Here is a 26,065-nt window from a genome sequence, read left to right as displayed (position 1 = left end):
TCATTCTTTTTAAAAATCATCATCAAAACAAAACCATGAGTAATATATACGAAACACCCAAAATAAAAGAACTATTACCAAAAATTAAGCGGTTTGTAAAAGAGCACCTCTATCAATTGGAAACGCCCGAAAACTTAAATGGGCTTTTCTCAAAAATAGAACCCCTGCTATTAGAAAAAAGAGAATTAGTAAAGAAAGAAGACCTTTTCGGCTTACATCTTTCAGAAGAAGAGGGTGGATTGGGACTTTCACTTTGCGAATTTGGGCAAATATCCGAAGTTTTGGCTTATTCACCATTTGGTCATTTTGTGTTCAATACCCAAGCTCCTGATATTGGCAACACCGAACTTTTACACAAATACGCCTCTAAAGAACTCAAAGACAAATACTTAAAACCACTTCAAGAAGGCAAAATCAGAAGTTGTTTTAGTATGACTGAACCCGAATTTGCAGGCTCAAACCCTGTTATGATGGGTACTACAGCCACAAAAGACGGAGCAGATTACATTATTAATGGACATAAATGGTTTACTTCTTCAGCCGACGGTGCGGCTTTTGCAGTAGTTATGGCTGTAACCAACCCCGACGCAGCACCTCACCAAAGAGCCAGCCAAATCATTGTGCCTTTGGAAACGCCGGGATATGAATTTATCCGTAATATACCCATAATGGGCCACGCAGGAGACGGTTGGGCGAGCCATGCCGAGGTAAAATACAATAATGTAAGAGTTCCACAATCCAATTTGGTGGGCGAAGAAGGAAGTGGCTTCAAACTCGCTCAAGAACGCCTTGGTCCAGGCAGAATACATCATTGTATGCGATTTATTGGTATTGCCCAACGGAGTTTTGATTTGATGTGTCTGTATGCCCTTAAAAGAAAAATTACGGATGACAAGACCCTTGGGCATCAACAGTTTGTTCACGGTTTTATAGCTGAATCGAAGGCTGAAATTGATTCTACACGGCTTTTGGTGCTAAACACAGCCAAAAACATTGACGAATTTGGAGCTTCTGCGTGCCGAGATGAAATTTCTGCCATTAAATTTCATACAGCAAACATGATGTTGAGAGTGGTTGATAGGGCCATTCAAGTTCATGGTGGCCTGGGTATGACCAACGATGTTGTTCTATCCTATTGGTATGCCCACGAGCGAGCATCGCGGATATACGACGGAGCCGATGAAGTACATAAATCTGCCTTGGCTAAAAATATCTTAAAAAACTTCAATCCAGTTTCTTTATGATAAATGATGAAGCCAAAGAAATAAGAAATGGAGAGGAATTGAATTTGCTTTCTTTTGAAGTTTATTTAAACAAAAATGTACATAATTTTGGCAAAATAACTGGTATTAAGCAATTCCCGGGAGGATACTCAAACTTAACTTACCTGATTGTAACCGAAAATAAAAAATACGTTCTACGAAAACCACCCAAAGGTGCAAAAGCCATTAAAGGAGGTCACAACATGCGTCGAGAGTTCGAAATATTAGAAAGTTTAACAAAGGCAGGTTTTGATAAAGTACCCAAACCTATATTTTACTCAGAGGATGAATCTATTTTGGGAAGTGAATTTTATCTGATGGAACAACTAGAAGGTATAATCCTCCGAAATTCCGAATTTAATAAACAGAAAGAGTTTCTTAGTCCTAAATTGATGGCCAAACTATCGCTCCAATTATGTGAAACGCAGGCTGAATTACACAAAATTAGGATAGAAAATACCCCACTTGAGAATATTGGAAAACCAGTGGGATATATAGCTCGACAGGTCAAAGGTTGGCACGAACGATATTTGAATGCAAAAACAGATGAAATAAAAACCGAATTATTGGTTTTTAATTGGCTGAATGATAATATGCCAGCAGAAATAAAACCAACGCTCCTGCACAACGACTTTAAGTACGACAACGTAATATTTGACTCAGAAAATCAAAAAATATTAGCGATTTTAGACTGGGAAATGGCAACCATTGGTGACCCTAGAATGGATATTGGCACATCACTTTCTTATTGGTGTGAAGCTTCTGACGGAGATTTTGAGAAAAACTTTAACTTGAGTTGGCTTCCAGGTAATTACACCAGAGAAGAATATGTAGCCCAATATGAAATTATAAATCCAGACGTTGATTTGTCTAATATCCTTTATTTTTATGTTTTTGGTTTGTTTAAAAATGCCATCATCATTCAGCAAATATATGCAAGATTCAAAAATGGTCTAACACAAGATCCGAGATTTGCGAATCTTATCCTTGGCGTAAAAGCCTTAATGCATAAAGCTTACAAGTCAGTTTTGGAAAATAAAATGCTTTAACAAAAACCATTAAAAATCTAAAGGCATTAAAAAAGGGGCAAAAAGCCCCTTTTTCATAAAATTAATACCTAAATTATTATCTATTCAAGATCAAACTTTGAGTCATAGCTTCTGTACCATTGATAACTCTAACGGTAAGGTTAGTGGTTACCATGCCTTGTGGTAAAGTGTAAGCTTTTCTAAGCTGCTTAACAGTCCCATCCATTTTCATGACCACTCTACCATCTTGATTCGTGATATCAACAGAAATTTTGTCGGTATCTCTCATTCCAGTAAGTTTCAAATTAAATTCCCCTTGTGTAGGGTTAGGCCAAACGCCAATTTCTTTCGTAATAACTCTGCCTTTGCCAGTAGTAAAAATTGATCCTTCTTTGTTTGAATTAGATACTTCCATTCTTCTGTTATCTTTCACCCAAACACCGCCTTTGAGGTAAGCTAATTCCGAATTATCATTCAATTTTATATCGACCGAATTGTTGTCGTTTGATTTTAACACCCAATATTCTGTTTGATTAATTTCTTCCACATTATAATCTAATTCAGAAGAAACATCTAATGGATTTTTGGCAATATATTGTGCCTCAAGCGTATTACCTGACATTTTGTTTACTTGAAAGCTTTTGAGGCTTGAACCATCTCCAACGGGGAATTCAAAAGAGCTATTTCCCGTCTTTTTAACAGAACCAGAAACGTGAGATAAGTCACTTGCTCCGTTTTGAGAAGCATTTTCGCCCAATTCTAATGCAGAACCATTGTTACTAGAAACTATTCCTTTTCTGAATGAAACTTCCTCAGAGATAGAAACCGGTGTATGGAGATTGACATCATTTTCTACAGATATTCTTGACATTTCTACTACTCGAGTGCCCGAAATCGTTTGAGGTGTATTCCCATCAATTACGACTTCCCCTTTCGAAACTATCTTTGAATTGTTCTTCAAATCGCCTTTGAGATGTACTTTGCCATTATTCGTAATTTCCCCTGAATTAGTTACATCAGTTCCGAAACTTACCAAAGCACCCTCGCTGATATGAATTTTAGTAGAATTAACAACCTGAGCCGAAACTGAGGCAACCACTAATCCAAGGCCGATAGAAAGTATTACTTTTTTCATGTATATTTTTATTTATTTCTAAATCCTGATATAAAATTAACTTCTATGGTAGATAAATAAAAGCTTTGAAGTGTTTTTTTATTAAATGGTGAAACAGCATTTTAAGCAGGAATCAATAATTATCATTCACATAAAGCCGTTTAATCGCAACCACTCTTCAAGTCTTGCTGGCCAACTTGCCACGGGACCTTTATTTGTCTTTTTCATAGAAAATCCATGTCCACCTCTATCATATAGGTGCATTTCTGAAGCTACCCCATTTTTTCGCAACGATTTGTAATAATTTAGACTGTTGTCTACATGCACCCAATCGTCAAATGCATGAACCAAAAATGCGGGTGGAGTGTCCTTTTTTACTTGAAGTTCGTTAGAGTATAATTCAATCTTTTCGACGCTGGGATTCTTCCCAACTAGATTATCTCTTGAACCTTGATGGGTTATTTTATCAGAAAAAGATACAACTGGATAAAGTAATATTGAAAAATCAGGTCTTACACTAATTTGAGCATTTGTAATCTCACCAACTTGGCTATAAAAATGAGTCGAAGTGGTGGCAGCCAAATGACCTCCAGCCGAAAAACCCATTATACCGACCTTATTGGCACTGATTCCGTATTTTTCAGTGTTTTGCCTAATATATCTGATGGCCTGCTGAGCATCCTGCAAGGGCCTGATTTCGGCATTGTCAAAAAGCTCATCTTGAGGCAATCTATATTTCAAAACAAAAGCTGTAACGCCTTTACTAGCAAACCATTCACCAATACTTGTGCCTTCATGGTCCCAGGCTAAGATGCCGTAACCTCCACCAGGACAAATAATTACTGAAGCATCAGAAGTTTTCTTTTTAGGTTTTATTACTGTAATCGAAGGGACAGTAATATCATTTATTCTTGTGATACCATCCTTTTCCTTGACTACATTTTCCTTTTTTGAGACTGCCTCAGGTTTTAAACCTGGTGATGCACCTTCATATAGTTGAACAACAGGATACTGTGCCAAAAGAGATTGACTGATCAACATCATTAGAAATAGAGTTTTCTTCATTATAGGGTTGAATATTAAAATTTCGAAATTTATTCTTGGGCTATTTCCAATACCTTGAACTCAGTTCTACGGTTTATTTGGTGTTCCTCTTCGTTTTTGGCCTCTTGAACGATCAACTCTGTTTCACCATAGCCCTTTGCTGTTAATCTTTCCTTCGAGATTCCTTTTATAGCTAAATAATTAATTACCGATTCAGCACGTCTTTGCGACAGACGATTATTGTACAAATCAGAGCCTCGTGTGTCTGTATGTGAGCCTAATTCGATTTTTATCAAAGGATTGTCTTTAAGTATCTGAACTAATTTATCCAATTCAAGTGCGGCATCAGCTCTGATATCAAATTTATCAAGGTCATAATAGATATTTTCTAATCTAAATGTTTTTCCAACAAAGAGTTTTTCTAAGTTAATTTCTGTCTGAAAAGTAGTATCTGTAACGGCTTTTTTTAGTAATGGATAAGGAATGCTCCTTCCAAACATCGAGAAACCCTCTCTTTTCGTTAAATAGGCAAGCTTTTCAACCAAAATGACATAATCCTCCTCTTCTTCCATTTTTATAGGACCGAACTTCCCATTTTGGGTAAAAACCTCCGCAAAATCTGATTCTACACCACCATCCAATTTATAAATTCTTACCAAAGCAGAATCCAAAGCCACTTTTTCACCTTTTACTACACCTTCGAGAAAATAGTTGGCTATTTTCTGAGACTTAGAGTTTGGACGATTGGGGTCATTGTTATTTGCATTATTCGGATTGTTTGGATCGTTCGGATCATCGATTTTTGCTACTTCATCCACCGGTTTTGGTGGTGCCAAATAATAATAAATATCATCGTTTCCTTTGCCTCCTGCTCTATTAGAAGTGAAAAATATATTTCCAACATCATCCAAAGAATAACCAAAGTCATCCATCGAACTGTTGTAGGGTAAACCCAAATTTTCAACAGTAGTTTTCCCACCTGTTCTTACGGCCATAAAAATATCCAATTTACCGAGTCCTGGATGGCCATCTGAAGCAAAAAACAATTTACCGTCGGGCGAGACGAATGGAAACATTTCATCCCCAGCTGTATTGATGGCTTTACCCATGTTTGCAGGATTTCCAAATCGCCCTGAAGCATCCATATTAACCCTGTAGATATCCAAGCCACCACTCCCACCCGCTCTATTTGAACTAAAATATATGGTTTTACCATCTCGCGAAAAAGCTGGTGATCCGTCCCAAGCTGAAGAATCAGAGGCAGAGACCAATTTTGGCTCTGTCCAGCCTTCGCTAGGTACATACCTACTCATATACAAATCCACATCAGGTGAATTATCTTTTCGTTTACCCGTATTTCCTCTGGCAAAAATCATTGTTTTGCCATCTGGCGAAAAAGTCGGCGTACCTTCATTTCTATCAGGGTCTAAAATATTTTTGCTCAGTGGTTCTGCTGGACCAAAAGTGCTAAAATCTGCTGAAATTTTGGATTGATAAATTCCCAAAAAAGGAAGTCCATTAGAATACACTTTGTCTTTTTTTGAGGCGGAATAGATAAAATAACCGTCTTTTACAATTCCAGAAAACTCGATATTCTCTGTGTTGATGGCAGAAAGGTTTTTAAATTCTAATTCAGATTTTTTAGATTTTATATCGGTAATGAGTAAAAGCGTGTTCAATTCACGTAAAGCCCTCTCGTTTAGGACTTTATTTGTCGACTTACTTTCAATATATTTCTGTAAGGAAATTTTTGCTTTTTCGTATTCCTCGTTGGCTTTGAGTGCATAAGCATAATAGAAATTTGCATCATTATTAACCAGCCCCGCTTCAAAAGCTTTTTCATAAAAAGGAATAGCTTCTATCCATCTGTTGGATAGCCTATAAGATTCTGCTATTTTAAAATTCAAATCAGCCTTTTTGGTTTCATCAATTTCCTTCACTTTAGAAAACTCTTTAATGGCCATATCATAATAGCCACTTTCGAAACTTGTTAGAGCTTTTTTATAGTTCTTTAATTGAGCTTGAACCAAAAAAGTGGATAATATTAGCACTGACAATAAAATAGATCTCAAAATAAAAGTTTTTGATTGTGAAAAATGCATCGAAAACATATTTGTTAAGGTTATTTTCAGATTTAAAACAAATATAAAACGCCTTTGGCTTTTTATTGTTGTAAGTACGTAGATTTTACCCAAAATGAAGAAAATAATAAGAGAATTGTTTAAAAATAAAAAAAACTTTTGAATTTGAAAATTCAATAAAAGAGCAAATTATGTTATCTAGGTATCACTTGGACCACTAAAAAACACATTTCTTGCTCATATTCAATAAGTTAATTTATTGTTAACAATGTAGTATTTATAGAATTCATTAGGTTCACAAAAGTTTAGGTTGTACTTTTGTTCACAGTTCGAGTTTTTATTTCGTTTGCACATTTTGGGTTCAGTTTTGTTACTTTGATTTTGCTGCGTTGTTTTAGCTCTTTTTTTAATTATTTAATTTTTTTTATTATGAACATTTTCGCAGCAAAATTGAATTACGACACTACTGACGAAACTTTACAAGCCGCTTTCGAAGAATTCGGAGAAGTTGATTCAGCAAAGGTTATCATGGACAAATTTACAGGCCGTTCTAAAGGTTTTGGATTTGTTGAAATGTCTAACGACGCAGAAGCAAGAAACGCTATCAATGCATTGAACGATTCAGAATTAGACGGTCGTACAATCGTTGTTAAGGTAGCTGAGCCTAAAGGCGACAGACCACAAAGAAGAGAGAGATATTAATATTCACTTTCGATATAAAAAAAGCTTTCCAAACGGGAAGCTTTTTTTTTGACTTTTTTCTAAAACCACTCCCCTTTTAATCAGAGAAATTGTAAATATCAAATTTCTTCTTCGAATAAGAATATTTCTACGCGATTATACTAAGAATAAAATAGGTAATTCTTTTAGACTCATACCCCTTCTAAGGCCAGAAAATAAAGTTTACATTAAATAAAGGGTCATTTCAATTTAATATTCGAAAAATAATTTGGAAATAAATTATTTTATTATACATTTGACACGATTTCGAGTTTTTTCTTCGTTTGTCTGAATGGTTTTCTTTTATGATTTATCGTTTTGCTACGTTGTTTTAGCTCTTTTTTCTTAATTTTTTAATTTTTATTTAAATGAACATTTTCGTAGCAAAATTGAATTACGACACATCAGATGACACTTTATTAGCAGCATTTGAAGAATTTGGAACTGTAGATTCAGCAAAAATTATTTTTGACAAATTTACAGGACGCTCTAAAGGATTTGGTTTCGTTGAAATGCCGAACGACAGCGAGGCTAAAAACGCAATCAGCTCTTTGAACGAAACAGAATTAGACGGACGTACTATTGTAGTTAAAGTAGCTGAACCAAAAGGCGAAAGACCACAAAGAAGAGAAAGATATTAATTGCTGTAATGCATTGTGAAAAAGCCTTCCTATAGAAGGCTTTTTTTATGTTTTAAAATTACCCCTAAAGCCATTTATCATACCCATCCGGTAGTTTCCACTTTGATTTTGGCTCAAAATATTTCCATAGCGAAGAGGAAATCCGTCTTGCTGCTCGGTATCCTTCATTGTTCTTGTCCCATTGCGTATCCGTCTGATTTTTGGTAATCATACAAAAAACATAATCGCCATGCGGAGCATGTACAAGCATCACCTCAGACTTAGACCTGTCCACCGCTCCTGATTTATAGGCAGTTTTTGTATTTTCTGGTATTTGTGAAAGTCCTTCTCCGTCCCAATATTGATTCCCTAAAGTTTTATACATACGGTAAGAAGCATCTTGGGTAAAAATCTCTCCTTTTCTTAACATTTTCATAAGGCTTGCCATTTCTTTCGGGGTAGTTTGTCCCCAGCCATAGGTTTTTTGAAAAGCACTTCTGCCTGGCGTTCGAGAGTTCACACGTGTGTTTTGCATACCGAGGGAATCCATTAACTGATTAATCCTTTGGCCTTTCACCAAACCTTGTAGCCACAGACTTGCGGTATTGTCAGATACCGACTCCATTAAGTATATAAGCTCAGAAACAGGTATTTTGGTGCTGTCTCGAAAAGAGCCCACGAGCCCATCGTCATATTTCAGAGAATCTTTATAAGTCAAAATCTGATCATACCTTAGTTTTCCATTCAAAATATGGGAAAATGTTCCGATCATGATAGGAATTTTTATCATGCTCGCAGTGGGAAAAATCGTGTCGGCATTTACCTCGGCAAACTTTCCAGTTTTTAAGTTTTCAACATAAACACCAATCACGCCATTGAAACCATAAGTGGCATCTTCTATAATTTTTTGAAGTTTTGGGTCATTCCTAAGCTTTTGAGATTTTACCGAAAACGATGCGAACAGCACAAAAAATAGGATAATTGTTTTTTTCATTGATGAAAACGATAAAATTGATTTCTTAAAATTATAAAAAACATTCTAAAGCATTCAGCGATAAAAAATATAAGTTTGGCTTATAGGCAGATTTGGCGTAATTTTGCGGAAAATTTAAAATTATATGGCACTTAGGGCAGGAATAGTAGGATTACCAAATGTAGGAAAATCAACCTTGTTTAACGCGGTTTCGAGCAGTGCTAAAGCACAGGCGAGTAACTACAGATTTTGTACGATTGACCCCAATGTAGGTTTGGTAGATGTTCCTGACACAAGGTTAGACCAACTTTCTGAGATAGTTAAACCCAACAAAGTGGTTCCGACCCAAATAGAAATTGTGGATATAGCAGGTCTTGTGAAGGGTGCTAGCCGAGGCGAAGGCCTTGGAAATAAATTCTTAGGCAATATCAGAGAAGTAGATGCCATCATTCATGTGGTGCGTTGTTTTGAAGATGAAAACGTGCTGAGAGAAGAAGGAGAAATAAACCCAGTGAGCGACAAAGAAATTATCGATATAGAACTGCAATTCAAGGACTTAGACAGTGTAGATAAGAAAATACAAAAAACTCAAAAACAAGCCCGAGTTGGAGGTGATACGCAAGCTAAAATTGAGTTAGATGTTTTGGAAAGAGTAAAAGCTTGGCTGGAACAAGGAAAAAACGTAAGAATGATGGGCCTTACCAAAGAAGAAATGGTGGCCATTGACGATTTGTTTTTGTTAACCGTTAAGCCTACCATGTATGTTGCCAATGTAGACGAGGCCTCTATGCACACAGGAAACAAATATTCTGATGCTCTCAAAAAGGTAGCAGACGAAGAAGGGGCTGAATTGGTGGTTTTGAACAACTCTATAGAAGCTCAAATAGCAGAAATGGAAGATCCAGATGATAAGGCTCTGTTTTTTGAGGAATACAAAATGGAAGAACCAGGTTTGAATAGACTGATCAGATCGGCATATAAATTACTCAACTTAGCTACATATTTCACAGCAGGTGTTCAAGAAGTGAGAGCTTGGACCATCGGTAAAGGATGGAAAGCACCACAAGCCGCAAGCGTTATTCATACAGATTTCGAAAAAGGATTTATCAAAGCCGAGGTTATTGCCTTTGACGATAGAATTAAATACGGAACAGAAGCAGCCTGTCGTGAAGCAGGAAGACTTAGAATAGAAGGAAAAGAATACATTGTTCAAGACGGCGATGTAATGCACTTTAGATTTAATGTGTAAATTTGGTTATTGGTTATTAGGTAACTGGTAAGTTAGACTTCAAAAGTCTTAAATCAACTTACATGAGGTAAACCTATTCAAATCTTAGAATTAGAGTAAAATAGATGTAAAAGTCAAACTTAGGGGTTTGACTTTTTTTGTTTTGGTAAAAAAGTTTTGAAAGAATTTTGAAAGAAAAATTTTAGTCATTATTTTTAATTACTAAATCCTATAATTCTGAAAACAACTTTTACTTTTATTCTGATTCTTGTTTCTTTTATATCCGCAAAAGCACAATATACTTTTTTGGGAGCGGGTGCTTATAGCAGAGCAAATTCCTTGGTTGCAGTGCCTGATTTATCTTCAATTTATCAAAATCCTGCTGGTATTGGATACTTAGACTACCACTTTGCTGCTGTAGCTATTCATAAAACGCTTCCTGTCGAAGGACTTTTAACGGTCGGTGCATGGGGAAATATTAAATCTAAGATAGTAGATATTGGTTTTTCAGCCGACAATTTCGGAGACGAATATTATCATGAAACCCGAATTGGTCTAGGTGCCGCCAAAAAAATGGACAAAGTTTCAATGGGGATTAAGTTCTCATTCCTTAATAATGCCATAAAGGAAATGAGCAGCAAACAAACATTATTGGGCGAATTTGGAATTTTAGCCACACCTTCAAAGTTTTTTAGTGTCGGTCTGCATGTAATGAATTTTACCAGAGCAAAACTCTATGTATCACAAAGTTTGCCTACTTTTGTCAATTTTGGGATAGGATTAAACCCTTCTAAAAAAATCAATATAAGTGGACAAATAGATTACCCAATTGGTGAAAAACCATTTTTAAAATTAGGAATGGCTTATCAAATAAAGGACCACTTAAAACTTTCCACAGGAGTAAATCAAAACCTTAACGCTATACATTTTGGGGTATCATTTGATGTAAAAAATTACCGTTTTGCCTATGCTGTTAGTACGCACCCCAATGTGGGTTTATCCAATCACATAACTTTAGCCTTTTTGTGGAATGAGAAAAAATAGAATAAATTGCCTACTTATTTTGTTGATTATTAACACATTAAAAGTATGGGGACAACCCGCCAATCGACCGGAGATAAATATCGATGATTTTATCTTAAAAATAGCTCCTATACAAACAGAAGATGCTAATTATGAAGATGTTTATGAGAATCTCTTTACAATTTACCAAAATCCTTTAGACCTCAATAAAGCCGATATTGCAGACTTGAGAGCTTTGTTTTTCCTTACCGAAAATCAAATAAATGCGATTATTCATCACAAAAATAAATTCGGTAATTTCCTGAGCATATATGAGTTACAGGCAGTCGAGGGCTTATCAATGGAAAATATAAGAGCTATTTTGCCTTTTGTTCAAGTAAAAAACGGTATCGGAACAACTCGATTCTCCAACTTCACAAAGAAAGCAGTTGAACATTATTTGGTTATTAGAGCCGACCAAACCCTCGAACCCATTGCTGGGCTCAAAGAAGACAAATTTGTAGGCTCGGCACAAAGATATTATACAAGGTATAGGATGAGTCACAACAAGGATTTTAGCATTGGTTTTGTATCTGAGAAAGATGCTGGTGAAAAGGATTTTATGGACTATTACAATTTTCATGTGCAGGTACAGAACAAGGGAATTGTAAAAAACTTGGTCATAGGTGACTATTTAATGCAATTTGGCCAAGGAATGATATTTTCGGCTGGGTTTGCCGCAGGAAAGGGTAGCGAACCTGTTTATACCACCCGAAGAAGTAATGTGGGTGTAAGACCCTACAATTCTGTAGTAGAAAATGGAAGTTTCAGGGGAATTGCCAACACGATAAAAAATAGAAACTTTGAGATAACGACCATGGCTGCCTTCAATAAAAGGGATGCTTCGGTAGATCTAAAAGAAGAAACTCAGGACGATTTTTTCAGCTCAATTCTGTCTGCAGGTTTTCATCGAACTGAAACCGAAATTGCAAATAAAAACGCAATAAGTGAGACCAATTTAGGGGGAAATATCTTATATAAATTGGATCATCTACAATTTGGTTTTTCTGTGCTGCACACCTCTTTCGATAAGACTTTCCAAAAAAGAGCGTTGCTTTATAATAGATTCGAATTTACTGGGAGCCAAAATACAGTAATGGGTCCAAATATTTCACTTTCGTGGCAAAACTTTAATTTCTTTGGCGAGGCGGCAAGAAGTACTTCAGGCGGTTTCGGCTACATAAGTGGTTTAGTGGGAAGTCTTGGTCCAAAAGTTGAGTGGGCATTGAATTTGAGAAATTATCAACCCAACTTTCATACTTTTTATGGTTTTTCGTTTGCAGAAGGAAGCCGAACAATTAACGAAAAAGGTATATACAATGGGTTGAAATATATTATAAAAAAAGGTTTAGAAGTTTCCGCATTTTATGATTCTTATAATTTCCCTTGGCTCAAATATCGGGTGGATGCCCCTTCTTCTGGTCAGGATTATCAGTTGCGAATTATTTACAAGCCCAATAAGATTTTCAGCCAATACTTAGATTTTCAACAAGAAACGAAAGAGAGAAATGCGTCTGACAGTAAGGCAGTTACTCATGAACTTTTACAAACCAATAGAAAGAATTGGGTGCTAGGAACAGACTACATGCATCATACATGGCTTAGACTACAAACTAAACTACAATACAATGGCTATCAGATAGAAAACACTTCTAAATCTGATGGTTATGCAGTAATTCAGGACATAGAAACGAAATTTAAAAAGTCTCAAATAAAAGCACGAATAGCTTATTTTAGTACCGATTCTTATGATAGCAGAATTTATGCTTATGAGAATGACGTACTTTATGCGGTTTCGTTTCCTGCATATTATGGTAAAGGTTGGCGATATTATTTGATTGGAAAAATGCCAATTGGTCGTAATTTAGATGTTTGGATTCGGATAGCTCAAACAAAAGTAAGCGATAGAACCACAATGGGAAGCGGTACGAGTGAAATCGAAGGCAACAAAAAGACGGATTTGAAAGTACAATTGAAATATAGTTTTTAGAAAATGAGCAAATTAGTTATTGAAAACGAAAACATTAAAGCAACCATAAATCCCTTAGGAGCCGAATTGGTAAGCCTTTTAAAATTAAACGACAACACCGAATACATGTGGGATGCCAACCCTGCATTTTGGGGAAAGACCTCTCCAGTATTGTTTCCAATTGTAGGAGGATTAAAAAATGACACGTATTTCTACAAAGGAAAGGAATATAAACTACCGAGACATGGTTTTGCTAGAACAATGCAATTTGAAGTGGAATCTCAGACGCAAAATTCAGTCGTTTTTCTTCTTAAAAATAACCCAGAAACCGAAAAAGTATATCCTTTTGAATTTGAACTTCGATTGGCTTATACACTTACTGACAACAAATTAGACTTAAAATATCAGATAACAAATCCGGATTCTAAGGCACTTTTATTTTCCGTTGGTGGGCATCCAGCTTTCAAATGTCCCATAGAAAATGCATTGAATTACGAAGATTATTTCTTGGAATTTAATGAGACTGAAGATTTAGAGCGTTGGCCATTGAATTCTGCTGGCTTGGTTTTAAATGAACCTTTGGAAATTTCCAAAAACACCAACATATTATTGCTTACCAAAGAATTATTTCACCAAGACGCACTGGTTTTCAAGCATTTAAAATCAGATTGGGTTACATTGAAATCTCAAAATAGCTCAAAACAGCTAAAGTTTGAATTTAAAAATTTCCCTTATTTAGGAATTTGGGCGGCTAAAGATGCGGATTTTGTGTGTATCGAACCTTGGTGCGGAATTGCGGATTCAGCAGATACTTTTCAGAATTTGGAGACTAAAGAAGGAATAATTCCTTTGGAATCACAAGGCGTTTTTGAAAGGAGTTTTTCGATCGAAATTTCTTGATAAATCACTGAATTTCAACATTCAAATTAAACTCGATATTTACCTCGTCTTTGATTTTTATAAACTTAATAGGGCTTTTAGGTTGAATTTCGTAGTCATTCATTGAAATGCCTTTTGTGGCATGAATTGTGAAGTTTTTTGCGTTTATTTTTTTCAAAGTCACATGCAAAGTTTGTGGTTTGGTTTTGCCTGAAATACTAATGAGCGTTTTAATACAATACTTGTAAGCTTTGTTTACCTGTAATTCTTGTTCTAGGTGATTTGGAATAGCAGAGAGCATTTCGACATTAATAAAAGGATGTCTTTCAGCTTTTAAGGAAGTCGCTATATCGTTGTTTATGAATTTGTTATTACAATCTAAGCTTTTGATTTTTACGTTAAAATTGGCTTTGTCGAAATCTATTTGTCTTGTAGAATTATTGAAATGGGCAATCAATTGTGCATTTTCAAAGGTATCATCACAAGCACAGTTAAAATCTTTTACTGAGGTTTTTCCTTTCAATACCATCATACTACCTTTTTTGATTTGATAGTGTATCAATGAAGGATTTGCGAAGGAAAATAAAAAGAAAACAATCAACAATCGAAGTAACATTTGCTTAATTATTAAAGAAAAGAGGCCTCAATAATATTTGAGACCTCTTTTGCTGTTTTTGAAATTAAAATCCTACAATTGCCTGAACAACAACTCCTTTGAAGCCAGCCCCTGCCAATATATTTGCAGTTGGATAATCGTTATATTTCTGATTTACATACTCTGCTTTCATTAGGATATTGTTGGTAACAAACCATCCAGCGGCTAGGGCGGTGCGGTCGATACTTTGTTCATCCAAAACTTTAGAAATCATTTGACCAGACACTTTATTGTATTTTGCACCTACAAAAAGATTCTCGTTTTTACCAAGTCTATAAACAGCCTCTACTGCTAACTGGTTGGCTTTTCTTTTATCAAAATTTGCTACTTCCTCTGCGTAAGATCCACCTTTTGAGTTTTCTAAAGTACCGAATACCTCCAAACCATGCACTTTTGCAAATAAGTTAAACTGAACTGAAGCTACTTGGTTTGTAAATCCTGGGTTTACTCTACCTGAAAAGGCATTTCCTGTTGTGGTGGCAGCCTCGGCTTCAGTCACATAGAAGTAATTACTACCTGTCCTGTCTCCACCATAAAGTGTGCTTCGTCCGTCGCTTTGGTTATAGTAGAATGATCCTGAAGCTCTTACTCTAATTTTTTCTTGCACCTTTTTGTCATAGGCCAATTTACCATAAACAGATGGACTTCTTTTGTATGTTTCTGTAGTGCTTCCTGGCATAAGTGGCTTTTGGAAACCACCATTGATTAGTCCATTAGACAAAGCCACCATTCCCAATAATCCATTTTTTTGTAAATAAACTTCAGCAGCCACCTCAGTTGCAAAAGCGTCCATGATGTAATTTTCTATGAATGGATTGTAAAGAGCATGACCACCATCACTTCTTCTAAAGTGCATATCACCATAGTTTATTTCCATGTGACCTACTTTTACAGTTGCAACCTTCATGATTTTATCCCAAAATTCGCCTTTAAATGGCACTTTGTCCATTTGAATATAACCACCTTTTACCCAAGATTCATTGTGGTGGCGAGATGAAAGATAAGTAGTTAGATTCAGTCTGATACCATCGGCCAGCTGCACATCGGTGTATAAATTGGCTTGTGCAATCGCAAAACCTGATGCCAAACGTGGATACAATTTTACAGCTCCAGAGTTTTCATGTGATAGACTTTGAAATGGCTGAGTAAAACCAGCACCAATTCTTACTTTCAAACCATCGAATTTAGTATCGAGCACCTTTGGTGTTTCAAAAACGTTGACCCCAGTTTTATCATAAGCACGAAGGTTATCTATTTGGGCTTGCTGTGCTATTGTAGCTATTGGCATTGATAGTAAGCCTATTACAGCGACATTTCTCATTTGTGTAATTAAAGTTCTCATATGTTTACGTTGTTTATTTTTTTAAGAATTATGTCAAAAGTTATTTCAATTTCATCATCAACTTTTATAGCTCCTGCCATAAATGATGGCGGTTTTATTCCGTGGTTTGACATTAAAATTTTCCTACTTCCTCTGATTTGAACATCTCCGTTACTTAGATTTGTAATTTTCAATATCAATTCAGTAGGTTTACTTACACCTGCAATATTTAAGTTACCGTTGACTTTTATCGTTGACAAATCACCTTTACTGTCTGCAGATAAAGTACTAAAATATTCATAAGTAATTTGTGGGTACTTTTCAGATTTAAGGGTTTTGTGGGTTCGCTCGTCCATCAAATCAGAGTCTTGATGCGATTTCATAGAAGTCACTTCCATTTTTACCAATGCACTGTTAATTTTTTTAAAATCACCATCTACAATTGAAAAATCACCAGCAAAGGTTGATTTAGTAACATTAGAAGACCATTTGTGCATGGTGGAGTTGCCAGAAACCGTAATTTTCACAGACTTGGCACTCATTTTTGATTGACTGTAGGCCATATTCCCAACCAAAAGAGCCGGAACAAATAGCATCAGAATTAGTTTAATTTTCATTTTCTTTGATTTTTGATGGTACAAAGATTCACCAAAACCAAATGACAGCCTATGACCAAAACACCCGTCTGAGGAGATTAGAATCACACCCTTATGTGACAAAAGTCACATAAAGAGATAGGGAAAATCAAGCATTTATTGGCTTTTTCAGCATTCCAATAGTTAGGTCAAATGGATTATTGAAGAAGTTATATTTATTATAAATATCAGTCAAAAATGAAAAATAACGACTTTGCGATAGAACTATACAAAAAAGTGAATCCTTTTATGAATTATAAAAGAGACCTTAAAACAATTGGCCTCCTATATAGTTTTTTTAAAAAAAGTAATAAATGAGTAACATATTAATAATAGGCGGTTCTTCGGGAATAGGTTTATCAACCACTGAGTTGTTGGTAAATAAAAACGAGCAAGTTTATGCCACCTACAATCGATCAGAAAACAAAATCAAAGGTGCTAATTACTTACATCTCGATGTAAACCAAGAAGAATGGGATTTGTCCTATTTACCTGAAGTAATAGATGGCTTGGTATATTGCCCTGGAAAAATAAACTTGAAGCCTTTTGCAAGATTGAAAGCAGAAGATTTTCTCGAAGACTATAAAATCCAAGTTCTTGGAGCCATAAAAGCCATACAATTGGTTCTTCCTAAACTAAAAAAATCAAATTCTGCTTCTATTGTTTTGTTTTCTACGGTTGCAGTTCAAACTGGTTTTTCGTTTCACAGCATAGTTTCGAGTTCAAAAGGTGCCATTGAAGGTTTGACAAGGGCCTTGGCTGCAGAATTGTCTCCTTCAATTCGTGTAAATTGCATTGCACCGTCTATTACTGACACACCTTTGGCTGGTAATTTACTCAATACACCAGAGAAAAAAGAAGCTAATGCTCAAAGACACCCCTTGAAAAAAGTTGGAGAGGCCAAGGATATTGCCAGTGCCGTTGCCTTTCTCCTTTCGCAAGAATCTTCATGGATGACTGGACAAATTGTGCACATCGATGGTGGAATTTCAAACTTAAGAGTTTAAGTGATTGAGAAAAAGGAAATAAATATTGTTTGGCTAAAACGAGATCTTCGCGTGCAAGACCATGCTGCATTTGAAGCCGCAGACAAATCCGAATTGCCTATTTTACCGATATTCATACTCGAACCCAGTCAATTGGCCTATCCTGATTGCTCTGGGAGACATCTTTTGTTTCAATATCATTCTATTTTAGGAATAAATGAGTTTCTGAGTCCAGCCAACATCAAAGTTGAGATTTTTCAATCTGAAGCCATTCCTGTATTTGAATTTTTAACAGATATATTTAATATTAAAAACGTTTTTAGCCATCAAGAAAGTGGCATTATGCTCACTTACAAAAGAGATTTGGCAGTCAAGGAGTATTTGAAAGAAAAGGAAATTCCTTGGACAGAATTTCAAAGAGATGGCATAATAAGAGGTGCAAAAAACAGAATTGATTGGGATAAAAATTGGTATGCTGCGATGCACAGCAAAATGATAAAGAATACTTATCATTTGCAAGAAAAAATAGAATTTGATAATCCTTTTCCGCTTTCGGAAGACCTAAAGGAAAGTCTAAAAATATACCCAAAACGTTTTCAACCAGCTGGAGAGAGAAATGGACTTCGTTACTTGGATTCGTTTGCCAATGAACGTGGAAGAAATTATTCTAGGCATATTTCAAAACCCACAGAAAGCCGTACTTCTTGTATCAGGATTTCTCCCTATTTGGCTTGGGGAAATTTGTCTGTAAAAATGGCTTATCAATATTTGTATGTTGCTCAGGCTCAAAAACCTTACAAAAGAGCCATACAAAATGCCATGGTCAGACTTCGCTGGCGAGATCATTTTTCGCAAAAATTTGAGGTTCAATGTCAGTATGAAACCGAATGTCTGAATCCAAATTATGAAAAAATAGGCTGGTCAAAAAACACCGATTACATAAAAGCTTGGGAGGAAGGCAAAACTGGACTTCCGCTTGTAGATGCTTGTATGAGATGTTTGCACGAAACTGGCTGGATAAACTTCAGGATGAGGGCCATGGTGGTATCGGTACTTTGTCATCATTTGTTTATCGACTGGCGATTAGGCACTTATCATTTGGCAAGACTATTTCTGGACTATGAACCAGGTATTCATTATCCGCAATTTCAGATGCAAGCAGGTACAACTGGCATCAATACCGTCAGAATTTATAATCCGATAAAACAATCAGAAGAGCACGATCCTGAAGGAATATTTATAAAAAAATGGGTGCCTGAACTTATTAATGTTCCAACAAAATATATTCATGTGCCATGGAAAATGACGGCACTGGAAATGCAGCTTGCCCAATGTGAAATTGGCAAAGATTACCCCGCTCCAATTGTGGACTTTGATGCCGAAATAAAGAAAAACAGACCGCTGATTTGGGGTCATAAAAAAAGTAAAGAAACCAAAATTTTTAATCCTAAAATACTAGAATTGCATGTCAGACCACAAAACAATTAGAACTGAAGATTTGGAGCAAATGGAAACGAGGTATCGTGCTTCATTTGTGAATTCGCTGGGAGGATTTAAAAGTGTGGTGCTTATTGGTACCAAAAACAAAGCGGGTCAAGAAAATCTTGCCATTTTTAACTCTTTGATACACATCGGAGCCAATCCAGCACTTTGTGCATTTATCGTGAGGCCTGATGTTTCCCCTAGACACACGTTAGAAAATATCATTGAAACTGGTTTTTACACCATCAACCACCTCAACTTTGATATCTATAAGTCTGCCCATCAAACTTCTGCACGGTATCCGAGAGAAAGCTCAGAGTATGAGGCAACTGGTTTGAAAACTGAATACATCAGTGGATTCTTCTCCCCTTTTGTGGCCGAAAGTAAGGTAAAATTTGGATGTGAGTTCGTACAAAGGATAAACATCGAACTCAATGGAACGAGCCTAATTATTGGCAAAATAGTTCAAATTTCCGTACCCGAAAATTGTATTTTGGAAGACGGATTTGTGGATATCGAAAAAGCTGGAAGCTTGACCGTGAGTGGCTTAGATAGCTATCATTCTACCTCTAGAATTGCGAGACTTTCTTATGCTAAACCCAATAAATTCCCAGAAGAGATTTGAAAAAACAACATTTGCCCTCGAAAACTTGTCTTACCTGTGGCAGACCATTTGACTGGAGGAAAAAATGGGAGAAAGTGTGGGAAGAAGTGAAATATTGTAGCGAAAAATGCAGAAAAAATAAATCAAAAATCGTGGAAATTGTCAAATGAAAACTGCAGCACTTATATTCCCACATCAGCTATTTGAGAATTCTGAAATACTAACAGAAAAGGCTGATTTTTACATCATTGAAGAGTATTTGTTTTTCAAACAATTCAATTTTCATAAACAAAAATTATGGTTTCATAGGGCCAGTATGAAATCTTATGGTGACTATTTGAGGTCATTAAACAAAAACGTTTATTATATTGATTCGACCTCAGAAAAAAGCGACATAAGACTTCTTATCCTTGACTTAATTGATGAAGGTTATGAGCAGATAATATATATCGATCCTACAGATGATTGGCTAGAAAAGCGAATCAAGAAAGCTTCAAAAACAATTGTACTTAAAAAATTAGAGTCGCCGTTGTTCCTTAATTCTACAAAAGAAAACAAGGAGTTTTTCGATGCTAAGAAACGAATGTTCCAAGCTGATTTTTATATATATCAAAGAAAAAAATCCGGAATATTGGTAGATACACATCAAAAACCGATTGGAGAAAAGTGGAGCTTTGACGAGGAAAACCGAAAAAAATATCCAAGCTCCAAAACGCCGCCTTATGTACAATTTCCCGTATTTGAAGATATTCAAAAAGAGGCATCAGATTACATAAATAGCTCATTTACAAATAATTCAGGCTACATAAACCCTTCATTTAATATTCCTATAGATTTCAAATCGGCCAAAACATGGTTAGATGAATTTCTTGAAACCAGACTTCAAGCTTTTGGTGATTATGAGGATGCCATTGTCAGAAATCAAGTAATATTAAATCATAGTCTGTTATCTCCGCTGATAAACGCAGGCTTACTTACAGTAGATTATGTTTTAGATAAAACTTTAGATTTTGCTAAAAAGAACGAAATTCCTATCAATTCTTTAGAAGGATTTTTAAGGCAAATTATCGGTTGGAGAGAATACATAAGGGCAGTTTATGAACTTAAAGGAGTAGAAGAGAGAACGAAAAATTTTTGGAAATTTAAACGTAAAATACCAGCCTCATTTTACGATGGAACAACAGGCATTTTACCCATTGACACTACCATCAAAAAAATCCTGCAAACGGGGTATTGCCATCATATTGAACGATTGATGGTACTTGGAAACTTCATGTTGCTCTGTGAGTTTGATCCTGACGAAGTGTACAGGTGGTTTATGGAGTTATTTCTAGATGCCTACGACTGGGTAATGGTGCCCAATGTTTATGGCATGAGTCAGTTTGCTGATGGTGGCTTGATGTCCACCAAGCCTTACATCAGTGGCAGCAATTATATCTTGAAAATGAGCGATTATCAAAAAGGCCCATGGCAAGAAACTTGGGACGGCCTCTATTGGCGATTCATCCATCAACACCGAGGATTTTTTAGTAAAAATCCTCGGCTTAACATGATGGTGAATATTTTTGACAAGATGGACGACCTAAAACAAGCCGCACATCTTAGAAATGCGGAAGAGTTTTTGGGGAAACTTTGATTTACCACCCAATCCCATAATCTTCCCCATGGTTGCTGCTGCCTCCCCAAAAAGTACCGTGTTTCCAATCTAAATATATGGCGTTTATTGGGCCACTTGTACGTGGCTGAAAATCAAGCGTATATCCTTTGCTTTTCAGCTCGGCTCTTGTCCAATCAGGCATAGCATCGTTGAGAGTCAAGGCCCCTGGCTTTTTCTCGTGTTTTCCGAAAGAAGAATACATTTGGTAGGTTTTGAAGCTTGGTGCTTCGCAAGCCTCTTGTACCGTCATACCGAATTCTACTACATTTAAGAAAAACTGCAACAATAACTGATCTTGCTCATCGCCAGCTTGTTTTGCGAATGCCAAAACAGGTTTACCGTCTTTCAGGGCCATACTTGGAGTAAGCGTCACTCTTGGTCTTTTACCTGGCTCCACTACATTAAAAGGATTTTCTTTAGGATCCAACACAAAAGATTGCATTCTTTGGCTCAAACCTACACCCGTATTCCCAGCAATACATGCTGGTACCCAACCACCACTTGGCGTTATAGAAACCACCCAACCTTCTTTATCTGAGGCAATTACAGAAGTGGTTCCAGATGTAAATTCTTGCAAAAACGCATCGTTCATAGGCCCTGGATTCACTCTTCCCACTTTATTTGCATTATTGATAATGTCCAAATAAGGGTTGAGTCTGTTTTCAAACGGATACGGATCGCCCGGTTTTACATTTGGATCGTTTTTCTCCCAATTGATAAGTTGCAAACGTTGCTTTGCATAATCTTTTGAAAGCAAACCTTTCATTGGAGATTTCGGTTCAAATGCTGGATCGCCGTAATAAAAATCACGGTCTGCAAAGGCCAAATTCATGCTCTGGTAAAGTGTATGTATGTATCTCGAGGTATTGTAGCCCATACTCTTCAGGTCGAAATTTTCAAGAATATTCAACGTTTGAAGCATCACGGGCCCCTGCGTCCATTCTTGTAATTTAAATACATCATAACCTTTGTAATTGGTCATTGTAGGTTCTTCAATCTTCACTTTCCAATTGGCCAAATCCTGTTCAGTTATCAACCCGCCTTGCTCTTGTGTTCCACGAGCAATTTCTTTGGCAATATCACCTTTGTAAAATCTGTCATAAGCGGCATAAATGGCTTCTTTACGAGATTTTCCTTTTTTCAAAGCCTCCTGTTCAGTGTAAACTAACTTCTGTAAAGTCTGCAAAAGTTCGTTTTGAACAAAAATTTCACCCGCTTCCGGAGCTTCTCTTTCTTTGCCTAAATGTGGCAAAAATACTTTTTTAGAATACGGCCATTGTTTGATTTGAGCCTTTCCTTTTTCTATTGCATTAGCAGTTTGTGCCTCAATGGGATAACCTTCGGCCAACTGCATAGCAGGTGCTAAAACTTCCTTCAAGCTCATGGTTCCGTATTCGGCAAGCATCGTCAACAAACCGCCTGGAGTACCAGGTGTTGTGGCTGCCAATGGCCCAAATTCTGGCGGATAATTATAACCCTTGCTTTTGTAAAAATCCGCGGTAGCACCAGTAGGAGCCACGCCAAGGGCATTTATGGCTATAACTTTTTTGGTTTTGGGATTGTAAATCAACGCCTGAGTCTCCCCTCCCCAGCTCAGCACATCCCACATAGTACAAGTGGACGCCAACATGGCACATGAGGCATCAATGGCATTTCCGCCCTTAGTAAAAATCATTGCACCAGCCGTTGCTGCAAGTGGTTTGCCAGTGATAGCCATCCAGTTTTTACCATGCAAAGGAGGTTTTTGAGTTTGAACAGGGAAAGTATTAAAAGACTGACCAATAGCCTGAAATGAAATAACAATGAGTAAAATAAATAGTTTGTTCATGTTTAATTGATTAGGTTATAACAAATATGGTCAATAAAATTCTAAATTAAATGCCTTATTTGATTCAATTTATTAGTTTTATACATACAAAAAACATTTCAATGCCGAAAATAGAGCATGTGGCCATGTATTGCCATAATTTAGAGACTATTAAAGAATTTTATGAACAATATTTTGGCTGTAAATGTGGAGAAAAATACAAGAATTCCTCTAAAGGATTCGAATCTTATTTCCTAAGTTTTGGAGATGGTTCTCGACTAGAAATAATGTCAAAAACGGCAATAAACGAATCTATTAAACCCGCCGAATATTTAGGTTTTACCCATCTTGCCATTAGTGTTGGAAGTAAGGAAAATGTTGACAATTTAACAAAAAATCTTCACAACGACGGTTTCGAAGTGGTTGGAAACCCTCGAACTACTGGTGATGGATATTATGAAAGTGTGATTCTAGACCCAGAAATGAATCGAATAGAAATAACCGTCTGAATTAGCTTTAGTTAAAAGACCTTTCTAATCTGATTTTAATTTTCGAGCATTAGAAGTATATTTGTTGTAACTATTACACTATAAACTACCCTAATGCTTAAAAAATCACTATTTCTGTTTTTGACCTTTGCAACTATTGCTAAAGCTCAAGATGCCGAAATTTTCAAACCAAATGTTGATAAAGTAAAATTTGAAGCTACAGAAATTCAGACCAACCTGAAAATTGATGGGCAATTAAAAGACGAAGAATGGAAAAAAGCCAAGGCTTTTGATCAGTTCCTAGAAGTAGATCCATTTCAAGGAGCCATTCCGAAACAGCAAACCATTGCAAGGGCACTTTTTAACAAGCAATTTTTATATATTGGCGTCTTCAATCGAGATACTTTGGGGAAAAAATCTATCCGCGTAATAGACTTCAAAAGAGATTTCAATACCCGAACTTCAGACTATTTGGGCATGGCCATTGACGGATTCAACGACGGACGGAATGCCATGGTGATTACCACAAACCCACACGGCGTTCAAAGAGATTTCCTCTCTTTTGATGCCACTTTAATAGACCTAGACTGGGATGGACTTTGGAAAGTCAGAACCTCTAGGACAGATTCTGGCTGGTACTCCGAGTTCGCCATCCCATGGAAAACACTCAGATATAACAAGCCAACAACTGAAACATCAGAATGGGGATATAACCTCAACCGAAGCCGCAGAATGACCAACGAAAACTACGCTCTTTCACTTTTTCCAAGGTCATTTAATGTTTTAAGAATGGATTATGCAGGTAAAATTACTGGTTTAAAGCCCCCTCCACCTTCTCCAAATATTCGTGTGCAACCTTTTTTACTGACATCATTTGATAAATATCAAAACATCGCTGTTAAAAAACCAGAGCAAACGAAAGTAAAACTTGGAGGAGAAATAAAATGGGCCATAACGCCTAATTCAGTATTAGACCTAACTGTAAACACTGACTTTGCACAAGCCGATGCCGACAGACAAGTTAATAATGTCACCCGATTCAGTGTTTTCTTCCCAGAAAGACGGCAATTTTTTCTAGAAAATGCATCTCTTTTTGGAACAAGCATTGGCCCTGGAGCTGATTTATCTGGTGGTTCCATGCGTATTCAGCCGTTTTTCAGTCGTCAGATTGGGCTAGATGCTGCTGGAAACCCAATTTCATTGAATGTTGGTTCTCGTTTCGTTCATCGCTCAGCCAAGTCGAATTACGGAGCCATGTATATTCGACAGCGTGATGAGGTCAATGATTTAAGTACAAATTTTGGTATTGGAAGATATTCAAGGAATTTTGGTGGACAAAAGCGTATAGGCGGTCTTTTTACTACTAAACAAAACACTATCAACACCAATTTATCAGGTACTTTAGATGGTTTTTTTAGGTTTGATGCAGCAAATTCGCTCAACTGGATGGTAAGTAGCACTTATGACACCCAAATCAAGAAATCGGGTTTTGCAGGTTCAGCCCAATATTATTATGCAAATAACCAATGGAAACTGTGGTGGACGCAATCAGTCATTACAAAGAATTATAATCCAGAGGTAGGGTTTGTTTCACGAAAGGACGTTATTACAACAACACCAGGCATTTTTTATTATAACCGTGAAAAGCTTGTTCCCCTGAAAAAGATTTTCAGATCTTATGAACCAAGTTTATTAGTCGAGACTTACCACCAGGCCAGCACCAAAATATTGACCGAGTCATCGGTTGGCCTGAGCCCATTTTGGTATATGTTGCAGTCTGGAGGTTTTATAGGCCATGTTTATACCATTTTTAGTCAAAATCTACTCGAGCCTTTTAATCCATTAAGGGTAAAAATTGGCCTTGGTAAATATAACTACGCCAGACACACCATCTATTGGTCGAGCGATGGTTCTAAAAAACTGAGTTTCAACTGGAACGGGGAATATGGAAAATATTTCGATGGTAAACTCAATACAACGACCTTCAAAATTAATTTTTCACCAATCCCGCATATAGCCCTAAATGCCTCTGCCAATAGAAATAATTTCAAAGGTGTCGGCACTGAAAATACCTACAAAACTGTAGATTTGCTGGCCATTGAAGGTCGTTTAGCTTTAAATCCAAGATTTCAACTGATCGGATTTTACCAAAAGGATTTGTCACAAAATGCCAATAACTATAACATTAGGCTAGCTTGGGAGTACCAACCGCTTTCATTTTTATACTTGGTATTTAATAATCGTCAGTTTGATTCAACCTTACGACCTGAAACCAGAGCTCGCGAAGATCATGCAATTGCTAAAATCAGCTATTTGAAGCAATTTTAAAATTTCATCAAAAAAGAATCCTTAAAAAAGGCTTGATGACATATTCAATAATTCAAAATAAAAAGCAGATCGACCTCGATTTAAAACACGCATTCACTATTTTTGAATAAAATAACCTTTTT

Annotated in this window: 23 protein-coding genes; 15 read left to right on the top strand and 8 right to left on the bottom strand. The window is 36.4% G+C overall.

Annotation, left to right across the window (positions count from 1 at the left end; genetic code table 11):
* Window positions 1-35 precede the first annotated feature (35 nt).
* The gene (locus EGI24_RS08490) at window positions 36-1,244 is read left to right on the top strand and encodes an acyl-CoA dehydrogenase family protein (protein ID WP_255047937.1); all 1,209 of its coding nucleotides are present in this window, start codon (window positions 36-38) and stop codon (window positions 1,242-1,244) included.
* Window positions 1,241-2,311 carry a phosphotransferase family protein gene (locus tag EGI24_RS08485; protein WP_255047936.1) on the top strand — a complete coding sequence of 357 codons (1,071 nt, stop codon included), beginning with the start codon at window positions 1,241-1,243 and terminating at the stop codon, window positions 2,309-2,311. Before EGI24_RS08490 ends, EGI24_RS08485 begins: the two co-directional genes overlap by 4 nt.
* Window positions 2,312-2,387: 76 nt before the next feature.
* Here EGI24_RS08485 and EGI24_RS08480 read toward each other — a convergent pair whose 3' ends face one another.
* The 3 genes from EGI24_RS08480 to EGI24_RS08470 form a co-directional block, all read right to left on the bottom strand.
* Window positions 2,388-3,425 (bottom strand): hypothetical protein, encoded by a 1,038-nt coding sequence (locus tag EGI24_RS08480; protein WP_255047935.1) that lies wholly within the window; start codon window positions 3,423-3,425, stop codon window positions 2,388-2,390.
* A 126-nt stretch (window positions 3,426-3,551) separates the two neighbouring features.
* The gene (locus EGI24_RS08475) at window positions 3,552-4,469 is read right to left on the bottom strand and encodes an alpha/beta hydrolase (RefSeq protein WP_255047934.1); all 918 of its coding nucleotides are present in this window, start codon (window positions 4,467-4,469) and stop codon (window positions 3,552-3,554) included.
* Between the two features lie 29 nt (window positions 4,470-4,498).
* Window positions 4,499-6,520 carry an OmpA family protein gene (locus EGI24_RS08470; protein ID WP_310586077.1) on the bottom strand — a complete coding sequence of 674 codons (2,022 nt, stop codon included), beginning with the start codon at window positions 6,518-6,520 and terminating at the stop codon, window positions 4,499-4,501.
* A 438-nt stretch (window positions 6,521-6,958) separates the two neighbouring features.
* Between EGI24_RS08470 and EGI24_RS08465 the strand changes: the two genes are divergently transcribed.
* Both EGI24_RS08465 and EGI24_RS08460 read left to right on the top strand, forming a co-directional pair.
* A complete protein-coding gene (locus EGI24_RS08465) occupies window positions 6,959-7,231 on the top strand; it encodes an RNA-binding protein (RefSeq protein WP_255038050.1) in 273 nt (90 codons plus the stop codon).
* Window positions 7,232-7,617: 386 nt separating this feature from the next.
* The gene (locus EGI24_RS08460) at window positions 7,618-7,890 is read left to right on the top strand and encodes an RNA-binding protein (RefSeq protein ID WP_255038051.1); all 273 of its coding nucleotides are present in this window, start codon (window positions 7,618-7,620) and stop codon (window positions 7,888-7,890) included.
* A gap of 64 nt (window positions 7,891-7,954) precedes the next feature.
* Here EGI24_RS08460 and EGI24_RS08455 read toward each other — a convergent pair whose 3' ends face one another.
* Entirely contained in the window at window positions 7,955-8,863 is a 909-nt protein-coding gene (locus tag EGI24_RS08455) for a serine hydrolase (protein ID WP_255047933.1), read from the bottom strand.
* Window positions 8,864-8,987: 124 nt separating this feature from the next.
* On the opposite strand from EGI24_RS08455, the gene ychF reads away from it, so the two are divergent.
* The 4 genes from ychF to EGI24_RS08435 all read left to right on the top strand — a co-directional run bounded on the left by ychF (window position 8,988) and on the right by EGI24_RS08435 (window position 14,001).
* A complete protein-coding gene (gene ychF, locus EGI24_RS08450) occupies window positions 8,988-10,091 on the top strand; it encodes a redox-regulated ATPase YchF (protein ID WP_255047932.1) in 1,104 nt (367 codons plus the stop codon).
* A gap of 285 nt (window positions 10,092-10,376) precedes the next feature.
* Window positions 10,377-11,114: a hypothetical protein gene (locus EGI24_RS08445; protein WP_255047931.1), complete on the top strand. Its 738-nt coding sequence runs from the start codon at window positions 10,377-10,379 to the stop codon at window positions 11,112-11,114.
* Entirely contained in the window at window positions 11,101-13,122 is a 2,022-nt protein-coding gene (locus EGI24_RS08440; RefSeq protein WP_255047930.1) for a helix-hairpin-helix domain-containing protein, read from the top strand. Before EGI24_RS08445 ends, EGI24_RS08440 begins: the two co-directional genes overlap by 14 nt.
* 3 nt (window positions 13,123-13,125) lie before the next feature.
* Window positions 13,126-14,001 (top strand): aldose 1-epimerase family protein, encoded by an 876-nt coding sequence (locus EGI24_RS08435; protein ID WP_255047929.1) that lies wholly within the window; start codon window positions 13,126-13,128, stop codon window positions 13,999-14,001.
* 4 nt (window positions 14,002-14,005) lie between these two features.
* On the opposite strand, the gene EGI24_RS08430 is transcribed toward EGI24_RS08435, so the two are convergent.
* The 3 genes from EGI24_RS08430 to EGI24_RS08420 form a co-directional block, all read right to left on the bottom strand.
* A complete protein-coding gene (locus EGI24_RS08430) occupies window positions 14,006-14,512 on the bottom strand; it encodes a YceI family protein (RefSeq protein WP_255047928.1) in 507 nt (168 codons plus the stop codon).
* 148 nt (window positions 14,513-14,660) lie between these two features.
* Window positions 14,661-15,977 carry a hypothetical protein gene (locus tag EGI24_RS08425; RefSeq protein WP_255047927.1) on the bottom strand — a complete coding sequence of 439 codons (1,317 nt, stop codon included), beginning with the start codon at window positions 15,975-15,977 and terminating at the stop codon, window positions 14,661-14,663.
* Entirely contained in the window at window positions 15,974-16,573 is a 600-nt protein-coding gene (locus EGI24_RS08420) for a YceI family protein (protein WP_255047926.1), read from the bottom strand. Before EGI24_RS08420 ends, EGI24_RS08425 begins: the two co-directional genes overlap by 4 nt.
* Before the next feature lie 332 nt (window positions 16,574-16,905).
* On the opposite strand from EGI24_RS08420, the gene EGI24_RS08415 reads away from it, so the two are divergent.
* From EGI24_RS08415 to EGI24_RS08395, 5 genes are read left to right on the top strand one after another with little or no spacing between them, the layout of a single operon-like run.
* Complete coding sequence (locus EGI24_RS08415; RefSeq protein WP_255047925.1) at window positions 16,906-17,598, top strand: SDR family NAD(P)-dependent oxidoreductase; 693 nt, start codon at window positions 16,906-16,908, stop codon at window positions 17,596-17,598.
* On the top strand, window positions 17,599-19,065 hold the full coding sequence (locus tag EGI24_RS21880; RefSeq protein ID WP_255047924.1) for a cryptochrome/deoxyribodipyrimidine photo-lyase family protein: 1,467 nt from the start codon (window positions 17,599-17,601) through the stop codon (window positions 19,063-19,065). It begins immediately after the preceding gene.
* Complete coding sequence (locus EGI24_RS08405) at window positions 19,043-19,684, top strand: flavin reductase family protein (RefSeq protein ID WP_255047923.1); 642 nt, start codon at window positions 19,043-19,045, stop codon at window positions 19,682-19,684. The genes EGI24_RS21880 and EGI24_RS08405 overlap by 23 nt, the downstream gene beginning before the upstream one ends.
* Window positions 19,681-19,833: a DUF2256 domain-containing protein gene (locus tag EGI24_RS08400; RefSeq protein ID WP_255047922.1), complete on the top strand. Its 153-nt coding sequence runs from the start codon at window positions 19,681-19,683 to the stop codon at window positions 19,831-19,833. The genes EGI24_RS08405 and EGI24_RS08400 overlap by 4 nt, the downstream gene beginning before the upstream one ends.
* Window positions 19,830-21,299 (top strand): cryptochrome/photolyase family protein, encoded by a 1,470-nt coding sequence (locus tag EGI24_RS08395; protein WP_255047921.1) that lies wholly within the window; start codon window positions 19,830-19,832, stop codon window positions 21,297-21,299. Before EGI24_RS08400 ends, EGI24_RS08395 begins: the two co-directional genes overlap by 4 nt.
* 1 nt (window position 21,300) lies before the next feature.
* On the opposite strand, the gene EGI24_RS08390 is transcribed toward EGI24_RS08395, so the two are convergent.
* The gene (locus EGI24_RS08390) at window positions 21,301-23,148 is read right to left on the bottom strand and encodes a gamma-glutamyltransferase family protein (protein WP_255047920.1); all 1,848 of its coding nucleotides are present in this window, start codon (window positions 23,146-23,148) and stop codon (window positions 21,301-21,303) included.
* Window positions 23,149-23,249: 101 nt separating this feature from the next.
* On the opposite strand from EGI24_RS08390, the gene EGI24_RS08385 reads away from it, so the two are divergent.
* Both EGI24_RS08385 and EGI24_RS08380 read left to right on the top strand, forming a co-directional pair.
* Window positions 23,250-23,636, top strand: coding sequence for a VOC family protein (locus EGI24_RS08385; RefSeq protein WP_255047919.1), 387 nt, complete (start codon window positions 23,250-23,252; stop codon window positions 23,634-23,636).
* A gap of 93 nt (window positions 23,637-23,729) precedes the next feature.
* Window positions 23,730-25,943 carry a DUF5916 domain-containing protein gene (locus EGI24_RS08380; protein ID WP_255047918.1) on the top strand — a complete coding sequence of 738 codons (2,214 nt, stop codon included), beginning with the start codon at window positions 23,730-23,732 and terminating at the stop codon, window positions 25,941-25,943.
* Window positions 25,944-26,065: the final 122 nt, after the last annotated feature.

Origin of the sequence: Lacihabitans sp. CS3-21, from assembly GCF_024343675.1 — a bacterium.
In the GTDB taxonomy this organism is placed as follows: Bacteria; Bacteroidota; Bacteroidia; order Cytophagales; family Spirosomataceae; genus Leadbetterella.
This window is presented reverse-complemented; position numbering and strand designations above follow the sequence as displayed.